Raw genomic sequence first — 22401 nt, 5'->3', positions numbered from 1 at the left:
AGAGCTCCCTTTATTGATTGACGCTAACTATTAGCGATCGAACCTTAAGTTATCGATAAGCCGTGCTTTACCTATATAGGCGGCGGCTAAAATCACTAAGGCTTGATCCTGATGTTGGGCCTGTTCTAGCGTGTGAGCGTGGCGAATTTCGAGATAATCAGGCGTAAAACCGGCCGCGATTAACTTGGCTTTTGCTAGCTCGGTCACTTGTTCAAAACTTTCACCTTGCTTGATCCCAGTGGCCATGGCATCTATGGCTTGTTTTAGTGCAGGCGCTGCGGCTTTTTCTGCGGCAGTGAGGTAACCATTGCGCGAACTCATGGCTAAGCCTGAGTCTTCACGTATGGTATCAATACCGATAATTTCAATCGGTAATGACAAGTCTTCAACCATAGTTTTGATCACTAACAGCTGTTGATAGTCCTTATTACCGAATAGCGCCACATCGGGCTGTACTATGTTAAACAGTTTACAAACGATAGTCGCAACACCACGAAAATGTCCCGGACGGCTCGCACCACAAAGCACGTCGGAAATCCCAGGGACTTCGACATAGGTTTGCTGCTCTAGACCCTTGGGATACATCACGGCTGGCGTTGGGGTGAATAACAGTTCAGCGCCAGCGGCGGTGAGGGCTTCGCTGTCGGCAGCCAGTGTGCGTGGGTAAGCATCTAAATCTTCGTTCTGACCAAATTGCATTGGATTAACGAAAATTGAGACCACCACATGGTCACACTTGCTCGCGGCTTCTTTGACTAAAGTAATGTGTCCCTGATGGAGATTGCCCATGGTAGGCACAAAGGCGACGGTTTCGCCCTTGGCACGCCATGCACGCACTTGGGTGCGAATATCATCAATATGGGCGCTAGTGATCATTGAGCCTTACCTTGCATAAATCGGTTATTAATTAAAAGTGTGTTCGTCGCCAGGGAATGTTCCTTGGGCAACTTCGTCGATATAGGCGCGCACGGCCGAGCGAATTTCACCGGTTTGTTTTAGGTAGTTTTTCGAGAAACGTGGAATATAACCACTTGAAATACCTAACACATCATGCATGACCAAAATTTGTCCATCGGTCGATGCGCCCGCGCCAATCCCAATAACCGGAATCGTTAAGGCTTGAGTGATCGCCGTTGCGAGTGGCGCAGGAATACATTCCACAACCAATAGTTGAGCACCGGCCGCTTCTAACGCTTTTGCTTCGTCGAGAATGCGCTGGGCATTTTCGGCGTCGCGGCCCTGCACTTTAAAACCACCAAATACATGGACCGACTGAGGTGTTAAGCCTAAGTGAGCACACACGGGAATACCGCGTTCCGTGAGCTTAGTGACAGTTTCAAGTAACCAGTGGCCACCTTCGACTTTGACCATGTTCGCGCCAGCCTGCATCAACTCAGTGGCGTTAACCATAGCTTGTTCTGGTGTGGCGTAACTCATAAAGGGCATATCGGCGATCAGCAGGGCACGTTCGATACCGCGACGGACACAGCGAGTATGGTAAGCGATATCTGCTGTAGAGACGGGCAGGGTATCGTCATGGCCTTGGAGAACCATTCCTAGAGAATCGCCGACGAGCAGCACATCTACACCTTCGCTATCGAACGCGCTGGCAAAACTGGCATCATAGGCTGTCAGTGCCGTGAATTTTCTACCTTCCTGTTTGTATTTCAACAGGGTTGAGCTAGTAATTTTAGACATATGGATGATCTTCAAACCAAATAGAAGTGGTGTTATAAGCTAACTGGGGACGGACTTCAATGATCAATGCCCAGTTGTTGTAACTCGGCCAACATTTTTGTATCGATAAGACTGCCGATTGCAGTGTTGCACGGCAGAATAAGATTTGGTGCGATTGCAGCTAAAGGCACGAGCACAAAGCTGCGCTCTTTCATACCGTAGTGGGGCACTTTGAGTCTGGGAATGTCAATATTCTCATTGCCGTACAAGAGTAAATCGAGATCTAAGGTTCTGGGCCCCCAACGCTCAAGACGCACTCGACCTTGGGTGTTTTCGATATGCTGCAATGCATCGAGTAAGGCTAATGGCTCAAGATCAGTATCGAAACTGACCACCGCATTAACATAATCGGGTTGCACGACATCGCCCATAGGCGTCGAATGATAATAAGGGGAAACCAGTAGACTATTGCCTAAGGCTAATGCGGACAATGCCGTGACGGCATTGTCCAATTGCGCCTTGGGATCGTCGAGATTCGCGCCTAATGCGACGTAGACGCGAGGCATTATTCCGCCGCTTTCGCTTTTGGTGCGCCACTTGCCTTAGGTGTGCTCGTCGGCGCTGAACCATCGGTATTCGGCGCGCGAGGACGGCGACGACGTTGAGTGGCATTACGGTTGCGATTTGGCGATTTACTGCCGCTACGCGCAATGGCTAAGCGTTCGGTTTCATCGGCTTCAACAAACTGTTGCCACCAAGCGGCACTCTTAGCGACATTACCCGCTTCGACTTCGCCTCTGAGCAAGAGCAAATCGTATGCGGCTCTAAACTTAGGATGTTCCATCAGTTTAAAGGCGCGAGTGCCTTGGCTACGATCAAAGCGTAACTGTAACTGCCAAATGTCTTTTGCTGGCGTACTAAAACGGCGTGGAATGCTAATGGTTTGGCATTGCTGCTCCATCACATCGCCCATAGCGGCAAAGAAGGCATCGTATAAGGTCAGGCCACTTTCAACGGCAATATCTTCGGCGCGTTGACGCAGTGGATACCAGAGAAGCGCAGCATAGAAGAATGAAGGCGTCACCGGCTTATCTTCGTTAACTCTTTGATCTGTGCTCTTCATAATGGCTTGCACCATTTTCATGGTCGTGCCTTTAGGATCATCTTTTAGCAGAGCGGCCACTTGCGGAAACAGCGGCGCGAATAGCTTGTATTCTTGCATCAGTTCGAAGTTGGCTAAGGCTTTGCCTGCAAAGAAGAGTTTCAGCACTTCTTCGTACATACGCGCTGCGGGAATATCTTTTAGCAGTGGCGCTAATTGTTTAATCGGCGCAGCTGTTACTGTTTCGATACCCATGTTGAGTTTAGTGGCGAAACGCACCGCCCTTAACATACGCACCGGATCTTCACGGTAACGGGTTTCTGGATCGCCAATTAATCTCAACGTACCCGCTTTGAGATCGGCCATACCGCCGCCATAGCTGCGGATCGAGTAATCGCTGATATCGTAATAGAGGGCATTGACGGTAAAGTCGCGGCGCTCGGCATCTTCGTCGATTTCGCCATAGACGTTATCACGTAGCAAACGCCCTTCGGCATTGGCTTTGGAAACTTTCTCATTGCTTTCGCCATGATGACCACGAAAGGTCGCCACTTCGATAACATCGCGGCCGAAAACGATATGGGCCAGACGGAAACGACGACCGACGACTCGGCAGTTGCGGAATAGTTTTTTGATTTCTTCCGGCGTCGCATTGGTCACGACGTCGAAATCTTTCGGTTCAATCCCTAAGAGTAAATCGCGTACACCGCCGCCGACTAAATAGGCTTTAAAACCTGATTTATTCAGTCTGTATAATACCTTAAGGGCATTTTCGCTGATTTGTTTGCGCGAGATGGTATGGGCATCTCTCGGCACTAACTCTAAGCTTAACGCACCGGAACTTTGTTCAGGTGTTGTTGGTTCAATCTGAGCTTGAGTCGGAGCGGTCGTTTTAGGCGCGTCTTCAAATAGCTGTTTGCAGAATTGGCTGATACGGCGAAAAATGGGACACCTCGAAATATGATCTGTTATTTGATTAAAAATCTGGCGGCTATCATATACCAAATGCAGCCTAATGAGTATATCAGGGCTCGATCAGTATCTCAGATTGTTGCGGTATAGTGGATAATTGAAACTGATTTACGGCTTGAGCGAGCATTTGTGCCACAGAACCTTGGGTCTCAACAGGTTGTTGGCCTAAAAATGCCAGCGCCGCATTGAGGCTCGACTGTGGATTAAGTGTATCAATCGCTTGCGCATGATTCTGTTTAGAGAGTTTAAATCCCTTGCTCAAACAGGCAAGCGGCAAGTGCAACCATTGCGGTGCAGCCAAGCCAAAGTTTTGATACAAACTCAGTTGGCGACAACTGGCTTCGATTAAGTCACAACCTCGAACCACTTCAGTGATCCCTTGATAAGCATCGTCGAGCACCACGGCCAGTTGATAGGCGTACAGGCCATCGCTGCGTTTGATTATGAAATCCTCCGCAGCAAAATGGCTATCGACGCTGATATGGCCCATGAGGTTATCGTCAAATTGCTGCACTTGCGCGGTATTGACTATCCGCACCGCCCCCGACTTAAGCACATTTGCAGCTTGGGTTTGTGGCAACCGGTGACAGCGGCCATCGTAGACGCCGCCCATGGCTTGAATTTGCTTGCGACTACATTGGCAGAAATAAGCTTTATCTTGGGCGAGCAGCGAATCAATTTGTGCTTGATAGGCCGCAGTGCGCTGGCTCTGATACAGCGGCACATCATCCCACTCAAATCCATAGGCTTCTAAGGTGCGCAAGATATCATCGGCCGCGCCTTTGACTTCCCGTGGAGGATCGATGTCTTCAATACGAATTAACCATTTACCCTGTTGCGAGCGCGCACGCAGATAACTGCCAAGGGCGGCGATAAGCGAGCCAAAGTGCAAGGCACCCGAAGGCGAAGGCGCAAAACGGCCGACATAGGGGCGATAAATTGAAGTTGGAGAAGATAAAGTCGCCATAGTACTGAGTTAGCAGCTAGTGTCAGTCAAAGTGGGCGTATTTTAGAGGGATACAAGGATAAAAGCGAATCGGGGTAAATTGGAGTGAGCTTGGCTTCAACTCGAAGAGTCAGGGTGTTGTTAGAAACAAATAGGCGGGGGAAATCCCCGCCCAGTATGCTTGATTAACCAGCCATTTGTTTCTCTTTGATCTCTGCAAGCGTTTTACAGTCGATACATTGATCGGCTGTTGGACGCGCTTCGAGACGGCGGATGCCGATTTCGATACCGCAAGAATCACAGAAGCCGAAATCGTCTTCTTCAATTTTTTGCAGTGTTTTTTCGATTTTTTTGATCAGCTTACGTTCTCTATCGCGAGCACGAAGTTCGAGGCTGAACTCTTCTTCTTGTGCTGCACGGTCAACAGGATCGGGAAAGTTTGCGGCTTCGTCCTGCATGTGGCTAAGAGTACGGTCGACCTCTTCACGCAACTGATTGCGCCAAGCTTCAAGAATTGTCTTGAAGTGACCCAGTTGCTTAGCGTTCATATACTCCTCACCCGGTTTTTCCTGGTAAGGATTTACACCTGCGATAGCGAGTACGCCAAGTTTTTTGGTGCCTTCAGGCATAACGCATCTCCTGTAATCATTTGCGTTTGTAGGGCGTCCTTAAGAACGGCCGCTATCTATAGCAGAATCTTCACATCGAGGCAAACTTTTCATTCTGCTTTGATTGAATTTTTTGACTATGTTCGCTAATTCAAATGAAATCAAATTTAACTCAGCCTTAACATCATACTCGGACAACACAGGCTTGGGCTAGGTGAATCTCAGTCGGGGACATTTCGCAGCGATAGGCAAGGACTTCCACTCCTGCTAACACTGCTTTTTTCAGTAACTTAGCATATTCAGGGTCGATATGTGCTGCGGGAGCAACACTGAATATGTCACTGTGCTGCACCACAAACAGCAATACGGCTCTGTGGCCTTGGCTGACCATGTGCATCAATTCACGTAAATGTTTTTGACCGCGTAGGCTCACAGCATCAGGAAAATAACCTTGGTCATCCTCGAGCAAAGTACAACTTTTGACTTCTATATAACAGTCGGGTTTTTGAGCACCCTGTAGCAGGATGTCGATGCGGCTATTTTCATCACCATATTTAACTTCACGGCTTAGGCTGTCATAACCTGTGAGCTCCTTGATGATACCTTTATTGATGGCTTCTTCGGCTAAGGTGTTCGCTTGACCCGAGTGGATTCCGATTAGGCCAGCATCTGGCGTGGTCATCAGTTCCCATGTATGGGCATACTTACGTTTAGGGTTATCAGAGGTAGAAAACCATACGGTTTCACCGGGATACAGGCAATTACGCATAGAACCCGTATTGGGGCAATGCAGAGTGATCTCACTGCCGTCGCTTAACTGCACATCGGCCAGAAAACGTTTATAGCGGCGCAGTAAAATGCCCTGTTGTAGTGGCGGAGTAAATTCCATCGGTAGACCTATATCGGCTGTTCTAGGCCGCAAAGCCTAGCAAATTTCGCAAATGTTTACAGATTTTACCTGAGTAACTTCAGCCAATCGCTTTGCGTCATCGCCTGCTAGCAGTAAACTGCCGCCATAAAGTTTGTTCTGATTGTTCTAAAACGAATCGAAAAATAAGGATCCCTAATGAGTGAACTAAAAGTAACTGAATTAATGAAAGTGCAATTAACCAAAGAAGCGCCGGCCGCCCACTGGGGCAAAGCCGATGTGACTTATACTGCCGACGGTGCGCAAATTCATTTAGCGGGTGGTGATGAGCTGCGTCAAATTCAAATGGCGGCCCGTAAACTGCGCAGCCAAGGTATTAGCTGTGTGGTATTGGCCGGACAGCTTTGGGATCTGAATAGCCAGTGGGTGTTTGCCCAAGGTTTCGCGACGGCAAAACCTGGTTATCAAATTCACTGGTGTGGTGATGAAGCTGTGCAAGCCGAATTGCAACGCCGACTCGATGTGGCAACCTTTGCCCGTCAACTGATCAACGATACGCCTGAAAACCTATCGCCAGTGAAGCTTGCCCAACAAGCGGCGAAATGGTTGGCTGAAGTCGGTGGCGATATGGTGAGCTATCGGATTATCGAAGGCGAAGCGCTGCTCGAAGAGCAGTGGATTGGTATCCATGCTGTCGGTCGCGGCAGTGAGCGTCCACCGGCAATGTTAGAGTTAGACTTCAACCCATTAGCCGCCGATGCACCTGTATCTGTTGCGCTTGTGGGTAAAGGGATTACTTTTGATTCTGGCGGTTACAGCATTAAAGCCTCTGAAGGCATGTTAGGCATGAAATGCGACATGGGCGGGGCGGCGACTGTGACTGCCGCGCTCGGTTTAGCAATTAAATCTGGCCTAAACAAACGGGTTAAACTCTTCTTATGTTGTGCTGAAAACTTGATCAGCGGCCGTGCTTATAAGTTAGGCGATATCCTGACCTACAAAAATGGCGTAACAGTTGAAGTGGTGAACACAGATGCGGAAGGGCGCTTAGTGTTGGCCGATGGTCTGCAAGCCGCTTCTGCGACAGGCGCTCCTTTTATTATCGATGCAGCGACCCTTACAGGCGCCGCTGTGATGGCAGTCGGTTCTAACTACAACGCGATTTTCTCGCCACAGACTGATGTGTTGCAACTGGCCCAGCAAAAAGCCACGAGTGTTGCCGAGCGTGTATGGCCGCTGCCGCTGGATCCTTGGCACAAAGAAATGTGTCCATCAGCCTATGCTGACACAGCCAACAGCCGCGCAATGAAAGGCGGCGGTGCTGGTGGTGCTTCTAATGCCGCTGGTTTCCTATGGCGCTTTGTTTCACCAGAAGCTAAATGGTTGCACGTTGATTTAGCGGGCGCTTTTGAAGATTCGGCTTCTGCTATGTGGGGCGCGGGTGCAACAACCCACGGCGTATTGACCATTAGTGAATTGATCAAAGGCTAAGCCTAGATTTAAGTCTAGCGCTAAGACTCAGTTAGATAAGTCAGCGCAGATCCATTAAGGTTCTGCTGACTGGATTAAAACCGCCTACGGGCGGTTTTTTATTGGGTGAAATACTAGGCCGATAGTTTACTTGGCGTTTCAGCGGCTTCATGGCATGTTATGGCTGAGCGTTTTTAATCGGGAAACATGATGATAACTATACGAAAAGCAACAAAAGCAGATGCTCAGGCCTGTTGGGATATCCGCAATGCGGCTATCAATAAAGGCTGCGCCGGATTTTATGATGCGGGCGATCTGATTATTTGGACCGAAGGCGAACTGACCGAGCAATTTAGTCGTATCGTCGATGCGCATTTTTATGTGGCAGAACAATCCAATGACGAGCCGCCGCTTAAGAGAGTGGTCGGTATGGTCATGTTGGATGAACCCTACGCCCAGTTAGAGGCGCTGTTTGTCTCCCCCGATGTCATGGGGCTTGGGGTCGGTAAAGTGCTACTGCAATTTATTGAAACCATGGCTTTTAATCAAGGTATTGCCCAGTTGAGGTTGGAATCGACTTTGAATGCGGTGGATTTTTATCGCCACTGTGGTTTTGGTGGTGAAGGTTTAGAAGAGGAATCCATCTACTGCTCGCCCAGAGGCATAGCCTTAGAGTGCATGGTGATGTACAAGAATCTCGTGCGTAGAAAATCAGTTTAAAATACAGGCTGGATCAAGCACAGGTATGGAGTTAACTGTTTATTAAGAGGTTGCTGACATACACGAGGGAATCAATGGATGTGGAATTAATTCTTCATAAGAGGTTGCTGACATACTCAAGGAAATCAACAGAGCAAGTATGGATGTGGAATTAACTCTGAAGATTTAGAGTTTAAGAGAAGTTTGCTGACATACTTAAGGTAATCAACAGGTCAAGCATGGATGTGGAATTAACTGTTCATAAGAGGTTGCTGACATACTCAAGGAAATCAACAGATCAAGATGGGGGAATTAACTCCCAAGAGTATGCCAACTATCGTTCTTTCGCCTGAAATCCCGATGCCGATAAGATTAGCGCTAATGGCTTAAATCAAACTTAATCTATTGCAAAAAAAGACTTTATTTCCTTAACCTTTCGTTAAATTCGCCCCCCATTCGCAAAGTTTTAGTTTGCTTCGGGAGTATTGAGTTGCTGGCGTTTTTCCATCAAATCTTTAATCAAAGGCGTGAGGATAAGCTCCATCGCCAGCGACATTTTACCGCCGGGCACGACTAAGGTGTTGACCCGTGACATAAATGAACCTTGGATCATATTGAGGTAATAGGGGAAGTCGACGTTATTGATGCCGCGAAAGCGGATCACTACAAAGCTCTCGTCTAAGCTCGGAATATCTTTGGCGCTAAAGGGGTTAGATGTATCGACCGTTGGCACCCGCTGAAAGTTAATATGAGTGCGGGAGAACTGCGGCGTCATGTGCTTAATATAGTCATCCATGCTGCGCACAATTGACCCCATGACTTTTTCACGGCTATGGCCGCGCTCCGAAGTGTCACGGATAATTTTTTGGATCCACTCTAAGTTGACTATCGGCACCATGCCGATCAGCAAGTCCACATGCTGGGCGACATTGGCATCACCAGTCACCACGCCGCCATGCAGGCCTTCGTAGTAGAGCATGTCAGTATTTTCAGGTAGTGGTCGCCATTGGGTGAAAGTGCCGGGCATCTGGTTAAAAGGCACGGCCTCATCGAAGGTATGTAAATAGCTGCGGGTTTCGCCTTGGCCTGTGGCGCTGTAGTCGCGAAAGCATTGTTCCAAGCGGGCAAAGTTATTGGCCTCTGGGCCAAAATAGCTGAGGTTGCGGTTTTCAGCTTGGGATTTGCGGATCATCACTTCCATTTCAGCGCGGGTAAAATGATGAAAGCTGTCGCCTTCGACAAAGGCGGCGTTGATCCCTAGTTGGCGAAAAATATGGCTAAAGGCGGTGGTCGTCGTGGTGGTTCCCGCGCCTGATGAGCCTGTAACTGCAATAATGGGATGTTTTGCTGACATTTTTTCTACCTAGCTAGGAACCAAAAGAGCCGCTTATGGGGAAGCGATAAAAACGCGAGTACTATTTATACGGTACAGAGGTAGGGCTGGTCAATCTTGCTGCTGTGCTATTTGATCCGCCGAGCGTATCGCGAAGGACTCATCGTCTTCACTGTATTCTAATTTCAGCTTACCTTGTTTAAGTGCTTGTTGACATTGAACTATCGCCTGAGCCAGTTCCTGTTCATCGAGACTGGCAAAGCTGCCATCCTCCACCTGACCGAGAAGATACTCGCGGATCAAATTGGCGAGCGTTTCCTTTGGGAGTTGTAACAGGGCTTCATACGGAATGAGCATCGGTGCTTCCTTGGATAGTATTGTCGTCGTTGATTGGGTCTTCGCTAGGCTTGCCTAAGCTTTGATCGCCGAGTAAAAAGTGCAAAGTCCGTCGCTCAAGATAGAAGCGTGGTTTCCAAGGTGTACCGCCTTCGATAAAGCCAACATGACCGCCATAGGGGTGCAGTTCGTATTCCACATAACCCGATAGTTGGTTTGTCTTTGGGATCACTTCATCTGTCATAAAGGGATCGTCTTTGGCATGCATGATAAGCGTCGGTTTAGTAATGCGGCTGACAAAGGGTAAGCCACTGGCACGCGTATAGTAATCGTCGACGCCGTCAAAGCCATGCAAAGGCGCTGTGACTTTATCGTCAAAATCATAGAAGGTATTTAAACGGTCGACCTGCAACTGGCTCAGCGGCATAGAGAGGGCTAAATCGGGATCGTTTAATTTATGGCTGATTTTTTGCTGTAACTGTTTGATTAAATAGCTTTGATATACTTTCGAAAAACCATTTTCTAAGCGTTTAGCGCAGGCCGATAATTGCAGCGGCGCCGACACTACCACAGCGCGGGCGAGTAAACTGTCATCCTGATATTCGCCCTGATACTTAGTCAGCACATTGCCGCCTAAACTGTAACCTACGGCTAATAAGGGCGATTGCGGATACGCGCTTTTCAGTGTCGATAGACTAAACTGTAAATCGTCCGTGTCACCACTGTGATAACTGCGCGCGAGGCGATTGGACTCACCCGAACAACTTCTGTGATGGTGCACCACGGCTGCGAGTTGCTGTTCTTTGCAGGCTTGCAGTATCCGCCGCGCATAATGGGACTGAGCACTTCCTTCTAAGCCGTGGATGATCACCACTATCGGTTTGCCAGACTGCGGAACATCCTGCCAATCTAAATCGACAAAATCGCCATCGGGTAACTCTAAGCGCTGCCGCTGTAATGCTGGTTTGGCCACTTTAGTGAATACGGGTAAAATCGTTTGTACATGGGGGCTCTTGGCCCACCATGGTGGCATAAAAGAATTTGGCATGGATGTTTATCTTGGTATCGGCTATTGCTGAAAATTAAAACGTGTGTTTAATTTATACCCAAGCGACCTCAAAATGCTGAAATTCTTATTCTGAAGTCGCTTAGATATAAACGCGTGGGCAGTGTAGCACAATTGTTTTTTATGCTGATATTTAGGCCGACATTTAGATTGATATTTAGGAGATAGAGATGAAGCGACGAACCTTTTTGATGGGCGCGTTTGCCGGTACGGCGGCGTTAGCCTTAGGGGTCAATCTTTATTCTCCTGAGTTTAGTTTGCCCGAGGACAGCGAAGGCAAAGATTATCGTTTGTTGTTTAGCGTGCTTTTACCTGTGATGCTCGACGGCGCTTTGCCCGATGTGGCAACTCACAAGCTCGCGGCGCAAAATCGCACTTTAGATGCCATCAAACAGTCAATTTCTGTGCTACCCGAGGAGCAGCAAACCGAGTTATTTGAACTGCTCGATATGCTCGAAAATCGCCTCGGCTTACTCGTACTGACCTCAAGCATGACACCGTTATTGATGCGCTCTCCCGCCGAGTTAACCGACATGCTAGAAACCTGGCGCCACAGTTATTTTGCTTTGTTACAAACGGCTTATCTGGGATTGCGGGAATTAGTGATGGCCAGTTACTACGCTTGCCCTGAACACTGGAGTCGCCTGCATTATGCCAAACCTGAACTGTTCAACTAGCTCGCCCGTTTGTAACCGAATCAAACGCCCAATAATAAGCATCTTACCCGCGACAGTGGAGCACTCAAGTTGGCAATCATAGATCCTATAGTGAATGGTTTAAACTCTGGTTGGTTGCACACTGATGCGAGCCAATTGCAAGAAAACCAACAGTTTGAAGCCGATGTGATTATTGTCGGCACGGGTGCTGGTGGCGGTGTGGCGGCCGAAATCCTCACCCAAGCTGGGCTAAGCGTGATCATGATTGAGGCGGGGCCGCTAAAATCCTCCAGCGATTTTAATATGGAAGAGCGGGTCGCTTATCCCAACTTGTATCAACAAGCTGCGGCGATGAAAACTGCCGACAAGGCGATTGGGATTTTTCAAGGCCGCGCAGTCGGTGGCTCAACCACCGTTAACTGGACTACCTCTATTCGCACGCCGACCGAGGCGTTAGCTTTTTGGGCGCAACATAAGTCGGTTGCAGGGCTTAATCGCGAGAGCTTAGACCCTTGGTTTGAGCAAATGGAGCAGCGGCTCAATATCCATGAATGGAACTATGAGCCTAATCGCAATAATGCCGCCCTGAAGCAAGGTTGTATCAATCTTGGCTGGGAATACACAGTCATTAAACGCAATGTGGCGGGTTGCTGGAATACCGGCTATTGCGGCATGGGTTGCCCGGTTAATGCGAAGCAATCTATGTTAGTCACCACGATTCCCTCGGCACTTGAGAAAGGCGCGCAACTGATCAGCCGCGCTAAAGTGACTAAGATTGAGCACCATAATGGTCAAGTGTTTGCGTTAAAAGCGCAGGCGCTGGATGTGAATTTACGACCCACTGACGTTGAGCTGTTATTTAAGGCTAAACATTATATTTTGAGTGCGGGCGCTATCCATACGCCGACGATTTTGATGCGCTCGCAGGTGCCCGATCCCCACAAACTTTTGGGTAAACGCACTTTTTTACATCCGACTTTATTATCCGGTGGCGTGTTTGCCGATTCGATCAATGGCCATAGCGGCGCGCCGCAATCTATCTATTCCGATGAGTTTGTGTGGAAGAATGACGCCGATGGTGAGCTCGGTTATAAACTCGAAGTGCCACCGGTGCACCCGATTTTAATTGCCTCTAAAACCTTAGGTTATGGCGCGAGTCATGCCGAGTTAATGGCGCAGTTCAATCAGTTACAAGTGACGATTGCCTTAATCCGCGATGGTTATCATCCCGACAGTCAGGGCGGTGAAGTGCACTTAACGCCTAAGGGATTTACCCTAGATTATCCGTTGACCGATGCCTTTTGGCGGGCCGCAAGACGCGCTTTTGCCAGTATGGCGGAGTTACAATTCTCGGCGGGCGCCTTAAAAGTGTTGCCGATCAGCGATGGTATGCCTTACTTATCTTCGTGGAAGGACGCCAAAGAGAGCATTGCGCAGATGTCACTCGCGCCACTGCGTACTATCGTCGCATCGGCGCACGTGATGGGCGGTTGTCCCTTCGGCGAAGATGAAAAGCTTTCTATGGTAAACAGTTATGGCCAGTCGCACTATTTAGAAAATCTATCTGTAATGGATGGGTCTATCTTCCCGACCAGCCTTGGCGCTAACCCGCAGCTGTCGATTTATGGCATCACAGCACGTAATGCCACCGCACTCGCGCAAAAGCTCACCGACGGCAAAGGGTGATGTTACCTTCGCCTATAATTCTGAGTTTCAGAGAGCTCAGCTGCAGAAGGCTTAGTTGCAAAAACGTATGTAGCAGCAACTTATACTGTAAAAACGTATGTTGCCTAAGACCATGCTCGCCGTGGATTTAGGGCTGAATCGTGCTAATGGGTAAATGTCCTGTTTTCACTAATATAATGGTTTCCTCTTCGACAAAAGGAAAATGGCCGCTCATGTGCGGACTGCGTATCCAAGTGTGGCGCGGATATTCGCCTTGCTCATCTTGAAACTTGCCGGTTAATACCAATATTTCTTCGCCGCCAAAATGCCGATGGGGTTGAAAGGTTTCACCCTTAGGCCATTTCACTAATGCAGTATGTTCATGCTCGAATTCATGTAGCGGCATCACTTGTAAGCCGCCTATGCCTTGTAACCAAGGAGTCTGCTGAGTGTTAATCTTGACCACATCAAGATCTCGCGGATTGAATTGATTGAGTTTAACTAAGATAACGCAGCCTTCTTGGCTAAACGGTGCGTGTTGGCTCCCTGGCGGATGGCGAAGATAACTGCCCGCGGGGTAATCGCCGTTTTCATCGGAAAATACCCCCTCGAGCACTAAGATTTCCTCGCCCAGCGGATGCGGGTGGGTCGCAAACTGCGAGCCCGCGTCATATTTCACTATGCTGCTAGTGTGTCCTGATTCTTTAGCCTCCCGCTCGAGAGGTTTGCGCCAAACGCCTTGAGCAGGACTTGGCAACCAGGGTTGCTGCTGCGTATCAATAACGACACGTTCGCTAAAGTTCATATTGAGCATAGTGTTAGACCTTATTTAACCTTAACTTAGAATAGTGATTGTTTACTGTGTTCGTTGCGTCTTGCTGCGCTAACAGTGTGCTAATTGAGTAAGCGCACCGTTAGCTACGCACTAGCATACTCGCTTTGTCTGCAATATTAGTTGCGTCCAGCCATCACGCCGCCATCAACATCCCAAATCGCGCCAGTCACCCAGCTGGTGTCATCGGATAGAAGAAAACAAATGCTGTTTGCTACATCGGCTGGCGTGCCGACTCGACCAATAGGGTGAAAAGCGTTGAAGCTTTCAATCACTTGGTCTAGCTCTGCCTCTGGGATAAAAGCGTTATAGATGGGCGTATTCACCACGGCAGGTGAAACCGCGTTGACGCGAATATGCTTGTCTGCCAGTTCCATCGCTAAGTGCTGGGTTAATGCGTGTAATCCGGCTTTGGCCATGGAATAGGCCGATGAAGGCGTGGCTTTAACCGCTTGTTTTGCCCACATAGAACCTATGTTCACTATACTACCACCGCCCGCATCGATCATCTTGTGGGTTACGGCTTGGGTGATTTTGAATAGGGCTTTATTTAACGCCATGTAGAGATCGTAATCAGCCTCTGAATGGTCGATAAAGGATTTGGGATTGAAATACCCCGCCGCATTGACGAGGTAGCCGACCTTTTGCTCAAGCTGGCTAATGTGCGCAACTAACCGATTAACATCCGCAGCTTGGTAAAGGTTGGCTTGAAAACCGTCGACGTGTAACTCGGCTGCTGGATGGGCATGTTTTATTGCAGCAACGGCTGCGGTGAGTTTATCTTGCTGATTACCGACGATGAGCACTGATACGCCTTGTTCGGCCAGTTGTTTGGCCGTTTCGAAACCTATGCCGCTGCTACCACCGACAATAATGGCGAGATTTGAGGTATTAAATTGCATTTTCTACTCCTAAGTATTATCAAGGTGGTAATCTTATGAACTCAATAACTGTTTGAACAGTAAGTACAAATAGGTAAGGCAGGTACTTTTTGGTACATCTTTATGAATAACAATGAAAAAATTATTTCACGCAAATCGCCCCCTGAGCGTTCAGCGCGTATGGTCGAGACGATTTATGGCTGTAAATGGTCATTAACGGTTTATCAGCTGTTGGCCAGTGGGGTACAAAGACCGGGGGAAATGGTGCGCTCAGTTGAGGGACTTTCAACTAAGGTATTGAATCAATGTTTAAAAAAGAACATAGAATTTGGCATCTTAGATAAGGTCATTTATAACGAGCTGCCGCCACGAGTGGAGTATCAAGTGACTGAGTTTGGCCAAAAATTTCTACATATTTTGGATGAGCTGGAAAAGTTACAGCAAGAAATCGATGCTTAGTTAACTTTCTTTTGTAGCGGCTTAATTTCGACAAGGTAAATCGCAGCGGTTTATTTTATCGAGATGAAGCGCTACTCGATGGAGCACTACTCGATAAAGTCTGCGGCTGGTCGGAAATGGGAGTGCGTATGCTTAATAACACATTGCGGGAAGGTGGCTGCTTGTGCGGCGCGATTCGATATCAGATTGAAGGTGAACCCTTCGATGCGGATTATTGCCACTGCCGTTCGTGCCAAAAAAGCACGGGATCTGCATTTGGGGCTTGGATGGATTTCAACACAAGCCAAGTTATTTGGCTGAAAGGTCAGGTAACTGAGTTCGCATCGTCCGAGCTTATCCGCCGTGGATTTTGTGACCAATGCGGTACATCGTTAACCTACCGACATATTCAATATCCCGATTACTCGACCTTGAGCATAGCGAGTCTGGACGACGCTAACCAAGTTCAGCCTAGGTACCATATTTATACTGAGAGTCAGTTGAATTGGTTGGTGATCAAGGATGACTGTCAACGCTATCCACAAGGCCGCAGCTGTTAGCGGCTCAGATGATCATAGTGTTAATTTGATTGAGCTCGATCTAACTTAGCTGTGCTTGATTTAATGTGATTTGTTTGGGTTAGGTCAGGGCGCGATTAAGCCGATTTCGTTGGCGTCTATTTCACTGAGTCCAAACAAGCTTAAGTAGCTCACCAGATTCGTTGATTGGCCGTTTGAGCTGAGTTCATTGAGTTTATTTAAGATGGTTCGCTGCGCTTTACGTTCCATCATCAGCTCAACGGCAAGCATCTGTTGATACTCTTGTTCATTCAGGCTGGACTTAGCGAGTTTGCGTAATTTGCGGTAGGGCATGAGAAATCTTTCATCCCATTCACCCACGGCGCTCATCAGCGTTTGCCATTGGTCTGTACTGTATTGCTGCGGCCCAGACACATCCATAGTGATATCTAAATATTGTGCCAGTAGCAGTAGATTGACGTTCACCTGACAGCTATTTTGCAATTCGAGGCAGAGCGCTTTGTTTTGCGCATAGCTCATATCACACCATTGCCAGAGTTGACTGTCGAACTGGGTTAAAACCGCCATACTATTTCCTTGTATTGCCGCTGCTACTGACTTTTATGTAAAAGAATGCTGGAGTTATTGTTGCTCCATGACCTCAAGTTCCATTGCATCTATCTCTTCTTGCAACTCGAGCCATTGCATTTCACTGTCTTCTAAGGTTTGCGTCAAGCTCGTTCGCTCGGTTAGTACTGAGGTTAGCTTGGCTTTGTTATCTTGATCATACAATTCGCTATCGGCCAGCAAGTGTTCTAGCTCGGCGAGGCGTTCGCTCAGCTTTTGCTGTTCGGTTTCTAACTTAGTTTGTTTGCGCTTGAGCGGCGATACCTTTTGGCGAATCTCGGCCTCGAGGCGTTTTTGCTGTTTTTTATCGGCGGCAGGTTTGATCTCGTCGCTGGTGCTGTTTTGATTCGAGTTGGCTTTCGCCGCATCGAGCAACCATTGGTGATAATCGTCTAAGTCACCGTCGAAGGCGCGCACTTCACCTTGATCGACCAGATAGTAATCGCTACAGGTTAATCGCAGTAAATGCCTATCGTGCGAGACGACAACCATAGCACCTTCAAAGGTTTGCAATGCCATCGTTAGGGCGTGGCGCATCTCTAAGTCTAAATGGTTGGTGGGTTCATCGAGCAGCAATAGGTTAGGGCGTTGCCAAACTAATAGCGCTAACACTAAACGGGCTTTCTCGCCGCCAGAAAAGGGCCGCACAGGTGAGAGCGCCATATCGCCGTTAAAACCAAAACCGCCTAAGAAGTTGCGTAGTTCTTGCTCTCTGGCATTGGGTGCAAGACGCACTAAATGCTGCATCGGCGTGTCGTCGAGACGTAAAAATTCGATTTGATGCTGGGCAAAGTAACCGATATTGACGCCAGGGTTAGGCTCATACAAACCAGTCATTGGCGACAATTGGCCCGATAACAGCTTGATTAATGTCGATTTACCTGCGCCGTTACGGCCGAGTAAACCAATGCGCGCGCCCGGCACTAAGTTTAAATGCACCTTGCTCAGGATTGGCTTATCGCTATAGCCGATCGCGACTTGCTCCATCTTAATCAGTGGATTGGGTAGGGCTTCTGGAGCGCGAAACTCCATATAAAATGGGCTATCGGCTTGAGACGGCAACAACTCAGTCATGCGTTCTAGCGCCTTTAAGCGGCTCTGCGCTTGTTTGGCTTTACTCGCCTTGTAACGGAAACGGTCAACGAAGGACTGCATGTGCGCACGTTCTTTTTGTTGGCGTTCGAAGGCGACCTGTTGTTGCGACATACGTTCGGCACGAATGCGCTCAAAGGCACTGTAATTGCCTTTGTAGAAATTGAGTTTTTGATTTTCAACGTGGACGATTTCATCAACGATTTCATCGATAAAGTCCCTATCATGGCTGATTAAAATCAGCGTGCCTTGATAGGACTTAATCCAACCTTCGAGCCAGTACATGGTATCTAAATCCAAGTGGTTGGTCGGTTCGTCGAGGAGTAATAAGTCAGAGCGGCACAGTAGCGCTTGGGCTAAGTTGAGGCGCATACGCCAACCACCCGAAAAGCTTTTCACTGGATTGCTTTGCTCAGCTTCACTAAAGCCCAGACCCGCTAACAATGAACCCGCGCGCGAATGAATCGCATAACCACCGATAGCGTCGATTTTGCCGTGTAAGAGTGCGATGGCATTGCCGTCGTTATCTTCTTGGGCCTGGTGTAATAGGGCTTCTAATTGACGATATTCGCTATCGCCATCGATCACATATTCCAGTGCCGAGACGTCGAGCGCAGGGGTTTCTTGGGCCACAGTGGCAATTTGCCAGCCAGAAGGCAGACTAAATTCACCTTTATCTAGGCTTAAGTGACCTAAAATTAATGCGAGCAGTGAGGATTTGCCTGTGCCGTTAGCACCGACTAAACCGACCTTATGGCCGGGATAAATCGTGAGAGAGGTCTCATCTAGCAGGGTTTTGCTGCCACGGATTAATTGCGCTTGGTTGATGCTGATCATTGACTACAACTTGGTTAGAACGTGAATTCGTCAGGGCACAGATAATAGCGTACAACCCCGTATCAAACCACAGCCTGACCCGATAACTCGGACAATTATTCGACTTTTCAGGATGATCTTTAGCGAATCGCATCACATCGACCTAAGGCCTCATACTTTCAGGTAACACTGGCATTCAATCATCAGTGTGGCAAAATAGCGGCAATTTCTTCGGCCGAGTCCCTTGGCCCTGCTATCTGGTCCTTTATCTATTATGACAAACACTAAAATCAAAAAGCGTTTCGTAGCCGGTGCTAAGTGCCCAAAATGCAGCGCCAAAGACAGCATTTTACTCTACAAGGAAAACGGCATCGAAACCGTTGAATGCACAGAGTGTGACTACCGTGAACAGCAAACCGATGAAAAGGTCACAGAAAAAGCCACCGGCGCTGTAATCGGCGTGTTTAAACCTGACTAGGTTGAAGATTCAATTCAAGTGAGAATCTGAATGTGACCACTTTAAAGGTCACATTCCAAAGCTTGGCTAACCATTCAAGATAACGATCGCGTCAGTTGTGCAGCATGAATTGTTATTGTTTCCCAGTGACTCGCCGCCTATTTCTTTTAAAAGAAGCATCCCTGAGGACTCAACTAGAGCATTCCTGTTTTAGAAGGTCACTGGTGCAACAATACCAATCTACACTAACCCTTTGGTTGTTCGTTTAGCTAAAAAGCTATTGTTTCAAAGTGTGTTTCGTAGTTTGAATGCTTTAATCAAAATCAAAGTCGTGGGGCTTCACCCCACACCCGACCAAGGAGGACTGCTCGTCCTATCCTCCTTGGATGCTCCAAGACGCCCCCAGCGGAGTTGAAAGCCCCTTGTGCTCATTGACAAATTTGCTATCGCTTCCGAAGGATGCGTCCCTGCACCTGCGAAAGCTAGTCGGTCATCCATGACCGAACTCACGCAATTTGTCTATTCGCCCTGCGGCAACTCCGAGGGGAGGTGTATTCCTTGGAGTTTTGAGTCGTTAGATAGCGATTGATCAGCAAAAAATAAGCGCGAAAAATGAGAAAGCTAAAACGATATCAAGTGATTACCCATCAAACTGTATAAAAAACCGCTACCGCAAAAAAGCAAATTCCTATAGCATCATTTATACCAATTGACATGGATGTGACAGCGGCCAAGTCCAACAAGCGATTTATGCCCTGCAGACAGCGTAGCGCATAAATACTAAGACGTTAGCTCAATTTGTTGACTTTTTTTTGCAACCAAAACATTATGAGGATGGCTATGCGGTTCGTCCCGTTTGGTTCCCACTTTTGTGGGGTAAAAAATCCAATCGAAAAAATCATTCATCCCAGAATGAGTTCGGACTCTAGCCCCACACCAACTATGAAGAACATTCAATTCAAATTCTATCATCCTGACCTTAATGTTGTATCTGACAGAACGCTGAGATCATTGCTCAAAAAAATATCCACTCTGTCCCGAGAAATACAATATCAAGAAGTCATGTATCTGATTAATAACAGTGACCTACATGCAAATGAAAAACAATCTCTTAGAGATAAGTTAAATGCTCCGCTTAATCATATACATGCATACTATGTAGATAAAATTGAAAGAGGCAGTATCGAAATTATCCTTTCGTTATCTGCATGTGCTCTATGGCTACTTGATAAAACCATAGGTGAAACAATTAAAGATGCCTGGAAAAGGACAGATTTAAACCAGTCACTTCTTGATTATTTACTAAAAGGTAATCACAGGCAGACTATTATTAACAGGAATATTGATCGGGTACTTGATGCATGGAGTTTTGATGGTTTCCTCATAGATAACATTGAGAAAACCACGCCAACTCCTGATGAGTTAATCATAAATGTAAATCTCAAAACCGAAGCTAATATTGCTGCACACCTAAAAGAGAACTTCCATAAAGTAGACACAGACTTCCTTATTTCTGAGTTGAAAAAACGTATTGATGCGGCGAAACAACAGTAGAAATTAACCTAACAAATAATTGGTTTGGGACAGCTACGCTGCCCCACAATTAGAAGTTAAAGCGCAATTGAAATACAGCAAGATTCGGGTCGGCATTAGTCGTTCGGCCTCCTAATATAGCATCTGTTCGGGCATATGCCCTTTTATAGTAAGCAGATCCTAGAGGAATAACGATGACTATACTTGCCAACAAAGTCGCTATTGTTACCGGAGCCAGTACCGGCATTGGCTACGCAGCCGCGAAGCTTTTTGCCAGAGAAGGTGCTGCCGTAGTGGTGGCTGCAAGGCGACAGAAGGAGCTTGATGACTTGGTGGACTTAATCAATAAGGAAGGCGGGCAAGCACTGGCACTCGCCGGTGATGTTGGTGAAGAAGCGTTTGCCAAAGCTTTGGTTGATAAGGCAGTAAGCCACTTTGGTGGCCTGGATATCGCTTTTAACAATGCTGCCATTCTGGGGGCTATGGGCCCTGTCCCGGAGATGTCGCTCACGGACTGGAATCAAGTTATTGCGACTAACTTAACCAGCGCATTTTTGGGCGCAAAGTACCAGCTGCCCGCCATGGCTGCCCGAAAAGGAGGTTCGTTAATTTTCACCTCTACCTTCGTTGGTTACACCGCAGGTATGCCAGGTATGGCAGCCTACGCTGCCAGTAAGGCGGGATTGATTGGACTGACTCAAGTGCTGGCATCCGAGCACGGGCCTCAGAATATCCGGGTCAATGCCCTTTTGCCCGGAGGTACTGATACGCCGGCAGGACGTGAGTTTGCCAATACGCCAGAAGCATTGGCATTTGTGCATAATCTGCATGCTCTTAAGCGTATGGCGACACCAGATGAAATTGCCCAATCTGCCTTGTACCTTGCCTCCGATGCTTCCAGCTTCACCACGGGATCTGCAATGCTGGTCGATGGCGGTGTATCTATAAATCGTGTTTGAGAGGCCGCCCCATGTCAGACTATGACCGAATCGCAAGCGCTATGGCCTATTTGGTTGATCGGGCAATTGATCAGCCCAGCCTTGAAGAGATAGCCGCCCATGTGCATCTGAGTCCGTATCACTTTCAAAGGCTGTTTTGTCGTTGGGCAGGTACTACGCCGAAGCGGTTTTTACAGGTCCTGACATTGGAGCGGGGCAAAGGATTGCTTAATAATTCTCGCTCCTTGCTTGATGTCTCACATGAGCTTGGATTAAGCGGCAGCTCAAGGTTGCATGATCACTTTGTGCAGCTGGAAGCAGTCACACCCGGCGAGTATAAAAATCGAGGTAAGGACGTACAGATCGAGTATGGAGTCCATCCTACCCCACTGGGGCCCATGTTTGTGGCCGTAACCCTGCGTGGTGTTTGCCGGGCAGCGTTTATGGACTTCAATAGCATGGAAGAGTTACTGAATGACTTGTATAACGATTGGCCTCTCAGTTCGATCAGCGAAAATTTGGCATCGACGCGACACGCTATTGATGCCTTTTTTAGCAGTGACACAGCTTCCGGGCAAGGTCCGCTGTCGCTTCATGTGACAGGGACAAATTTCCAGATCGCCGTGTGGCGTGCTTTGTTGAAAATACCACCGGGCGCTGTGGCCAGCTATGCCGAAGTAGCCAGATCACTCGGCGCACCTAGGTCTGCAAGGGCTGTTGGTAACGCTATTGGAGCCAATCCAGTTGCTTTGCTGATCCCCTGCCACCGGGTTATCCAGCAAAGTGGCGCGCTGGGGGGGTATCGCTGGGGACCAACCAAGAAGCTGATGGTACAAACATGGGAAAAAATGCGTGATGAACCGGTTGCGCT

The 22401-nt window shown here is 48.0% G+C and carries 24 protein-coding genes; 10 read left to right on the top strand and 14 right to left on the bottom strand.

Annotated elements, in window-relative coordinates:
- Nucleotides 1–30 precede the first annotated feature (30 nt).
- The 7 genes from panC to sfsA form a co-directional block, all read right to left on the bottom strand.
- Nucleotides 31–876 carry a pantoate--beta-alanine ligase gene (gene panC, locus Q4Q49_RS21325; protein ID WP_220775944.1) on the bottom strand — a complete coding sequence of 282 codons (846 nt, stop codon included), beginning with the start codon at nucleotides 874–876 and terminating at the stop codon, nucleotides 31–33.
- 27 nt (nucleotides 877–903) lie between these two features.
- Nucleotides 904–1698, bottom strand: a complete 795-nt coding sequence (panB, locus tag Q4Q49_RS21320; RefSeq protein WP_106649539.1) for a 3-methyl-2-oxobutanoate hydroxymethyltransferase — start codon at nucleotides 1696–1698, stop codon at nucleotides 904–906.
- 56 nt (nucleotides 1699–1754) lie between these two features.
- A complete protein-coding gene (gene folK, locus Q4Q49_RS21315; protein ID WP_106649540.1) occupies nucleotides 1755–2243 on the bottom strand; it encodes a 2-amino-4-hydroxy-6-hydroxymethyldihydropteridine diphosphokinase in 489 nt (162 codons plus the stop codon).
- Entirely contained in the window at nucleotides 2243–3784 is a 1542-nt protein-coding gene (locus tag Q4Q49_RS21310) for a polynucleotide adenylyltransferase PcnB (RefSeq protein WP_312000383.1), read from the bottom strand. The genes folK and Q4Q49_RS21310 overlap by 1 nt, the downstream gene beginning before the upstream one ends.
- Nucleotides 3785–3803: 19 nt before the next feature.
- Nucleotides 3804–4718 carry a tRNA glutamyl-Q(34) synthetase GluQRS gene (gluQRS, locus tag Q4Q49_RS21305; protein WP_312000382.1) on the bottom strand — a complete coding sequence of 305 codons (915 nt, stop codon included), beginning with the start codon at nucleotides 4716–4718 and terminating at the stop codon, nucleotides 3804–3806.
- Nucleotides 4719–4882: 164 nt separating this feature from the next.
- Nucleotides 4883–5326, bottom strand: coding sequence for an RNA polymerase-binding protein DksA (gene dksA / locus Q4Q49_RS21300; RefSeq protein WP_006082967.1), 444 nt, complete (start codon nucleotides 5324–5326; stop codon nucleotides 4883–4885).
- A 163-nt stretch (nucleotides 5327–5489) separates the two neighbouring features.
- A complete protein-coding gene (gene sfsA / locus Q4Q49_RS21295) occupies nucleotides 5490–6194 on the bottom strand; it encodes a DNA/RNA nuclease SfsA (RefSeq protein ID WP_312000381.1) in 705 nt (234 codons plus the stop codon).
- Between the two features lie 177 nt (nucleotides 6195–6371).
- Between sfsA and pepB the strand changes: the two genes are divergently transcribed.
- Both pepB and Q4Q49_RS21285 read left to right on the top strand, forming a co-directional pair.
- On the top strand, nucleotides 6372–7664 hold the full coding sequence (pepB, locus tag Q4Q49_RS21290; RefSeq protein WP_312000380.1) for an aminopeptidase PepB: 1293 nt from the start codon (nucleotides 6372–6374) through the stop codon (nucleotides 7662–7664).
- Nucleotides 7665–7853: 189 nt separating this feature from the next.
- Nucleotides 7854–8363, top strand: a complete 510-nt coding sequence (locus Q4Q49_RS21285) for a GNAT family N-acetyltransferase (protein WP_312000379.1) — start codon at nucleotides 7854–7856, stop codon at nucleotides 8361–8363.
- A 445-nt stretch (nucleotides 8364–8808) separates the two neighbouring features.
- Here Q4Q49_RS21285 and Q4Q49_RS21280 read toward each other — a convergent pair whose 3' ends face one another.
- From Q4Q49_RS21280 to Q4Q49_RS21270, 3 genes are all read right to left on the bottom strand, one after another.
- Entirely contained in the window at nucleotides 8809–9696 is an 888-nt protein-coding gene (locus Q4Q49_RS21280) for a phosphoribulokinase (RefSeq protein WP_006082963.1), read from the bottom strand.
- 90 nt (nucleotides 9697–9786) lie between these two features.
- Nucleotides 9787–10032: a YheU family protein gene (locus Q4Q49_RS21275; RefSeq protein WP_220592082.1), complete on the bottom strand. Its 246-nt coding sequence runs from the start codon at nucleotides 10030–10032 to the stop codon at nucleotides 9787–9789.
- Nucleotides 10016–11059 (bottom strand): hydrolase, encoded by a 1044-nt coding sequence (locus Q4Q49_RS21270; RefSeq protein WP_312000378.1) that lies wholly within the window; start codon nucleotides 11057–11059, stop codon nucleotides 10016–10018. Before Q4Q49_RS21270 ends, Q4Q49_RS21275 begins: the two co-directional genes overlap by 17 nt.
- Nucleotides 11060–11247: 188 nt before the next feature.
- Here Q4Q49_RS21270 and Q4Q49_RS21265 point away from each other — a divergent pair, with 188 nt between their 5' ends.
- Together Q4Q49_RS21265 and Q4Q49_RS21260 are read left to right on the top strand one after the other, a co-directional pair.
- The gene (locus tag Q4Q49_RS21265) at nucleotides 11248–11754 is read left to right on the top strand and encodes a TAT leader-containing periplasmic protein (RefSeq protein ID WP_312000377.1); all 507 of its coding nucleotides are present in this window, start codon (nucleotides 11248–11250) and stop codon (nucleotides 11752–11754) included.
- A gap of 69 nt (nucleotides 11755–11823) precedes the next feature.
- Nucleotides 11824–13419 (top strand): GMC family oxidoreductase, encoded by a 1596-nt coding sequence (locus Q4Q49_RS21260; RefSeq protein ID WP_312000376.1) that lies wholly within the window; start codon nucleotides 11824–11826, stop codon nucleotides 13417–13419.
- Nucleotides 13420–13546: 127 nt separating this feature from the next.
- Here the strand turns inward: Q4Q49_RS21260 and Q4Q49_RS21255 are convergent, their stop codons facing one another.
- On the bottom strand, nucleotides 13547–14212 hold the full coding sequence (locus Q4Q49_RS21255; protein WP_312000375.1) for a cupin domain-containing protein: 666 nt from the start codon (nucleotides 14210–14212) through the stop codon (nucleotides 13547–13549).
- Nucleotides 14213–14349: 137 nt separating this feature from the next.
- On the bottom strand, nucleotides 14350–15132 hold the full coding sequence (locus tag Q4Q49_RS21250; protein ID WP_312000374.1) for an SDR family oxidoreductase: 783 nt from the start codon (nucleotides 15130–15132) through the stop codon (nucleotides 14350–14352).
- Nucleotides 15133–15234: 102 nt separating this feature from the next.
- Here Q4Q49_RS21250 and Q4Q49_RS21245 point away from each other — a divergent pair, with 102 nt between their 5' ends.
- On the top strand, nucleotides 15235–15570 hold the full coding sequence (locus Q4Q49_RS21245) for a helix-turn-helix domain-containing protein (protein WP_006082956.1): 336 nt from the start codon (nucleotides 15235–15237) through the stop codon (nucleotides 15568–15570).
- 128 nt (nucleotides 15571–15698) lie between these two features.
- The gene (locus tag Q4Q49_RS21240) at nucleotides 15699–16109 is read left to right on the top strand and encodes a GFA family protein (RefSeq protein ID WP_312000373.1); all 411 of its coding nucleotides are present in this window, start codon (nucleotides 15699–15701) and stop codon (nucleotides 16107–16109) included.
- A gap of 84 nt (nucleotides 16110–16193) precedes the next feature.
- On the opposite strand, the gene Q4Q49_RS21235 is transcribed toward Q4Q49_RS21240, so the two are convergent.
- On the bottom strand, nucleotides 16194–16655 hold the full coding sequence (locus Q4Q49_RS21235; protein ID WP_312000372.1) for a TIGR02444 family protein: 462 nt from the start codon (nucleotides 16653–16655) through the stop codon (nucleotides 16194–16196).
- A gap of 54 nt (nucleotides 16656–16709) precedes the next feature.
- On the bottom strand, nucleotides 16710–18623 hold the full coding sequence (locus Q4Q49_RS21230; protein WP_312000371.1) for an ABC transporter ATP-binding protein: 1914 nt from the start codon (nucleotides 18621–18623) through the stop codon (nucleotides 16710–16712).
- 253 nt (nucleotides 18624–18876) lie between these two features.
- Between Q4Q49_RS21230 and Q4Q49_RS21225 the strand changes: the two genes are divergently transcribed.
- The 4 genes from Q4Q49_RS21225 to Q4Q49_RS21210 form a co-directional block, all read left to right on the top strand.
- Entirely contained in the window at nucleotides 18877–19080 is a 204-nt protein-coding gene (locus tag Q4Q49_RS21225) for a YheV family putative zinc ribbon protein (protein WP_012088350.1), read from the top strand.
- Nucleotides 19081–19899: 819 nt separating this feature from the next.
- On the top strand, nucleotides 19900–20613 hold the full coding sequence (locus Q4Q49_RS21220) for a hypothetical protein (RefSeq protein ID WP_312000370.1): 714 nt from the start codon (nucleotides 19900–19902) through the stop codon (nucleotides 20611–20613).
- A gap of 173 nt (nucleotides 20614–20786) precedes the next feature.
- Nucleotides 20787–21551 carry an SDR family oxidoreductase gene (locus tag Q4Q49_RS21215; RefSeq protein ID WP_012088351.1) on the top strand — a complete coding sequence of 255 codons (765 nt, stop codon included), beginning with the start codon at nucleotides 20787–20789 and terminating at the stop codon, nucleotides 21549–21551.
- An 11-nt stretch (nucleotides 21552–21562) separates the two neighbouring features.
- Nucleotides 21563–22401, top strand: an 839-nt coding sequence (locus Q4Q49_RS21210; protein ID WP_312000369.1) for a methylated-DNA--[protein]-cysteine S-methyltransferase, incomplete at its 3' end; no start/stop codon positions are given.

Origin of the sequence: Shewanella sp. SP1S1-7 (assembly GCF_031932105.1) — a bacterium.
GTDB lineage: Bacteria > Pseudomonadota > Gammaproteobacteria > Enterobacterales > Shewanellaceae > Shewanella > Shewanella baltica.
Note: the sequence above shows the minus strand (reverse complement) of the source record. Positions and strands in the feature narration are given on the sequence as shown.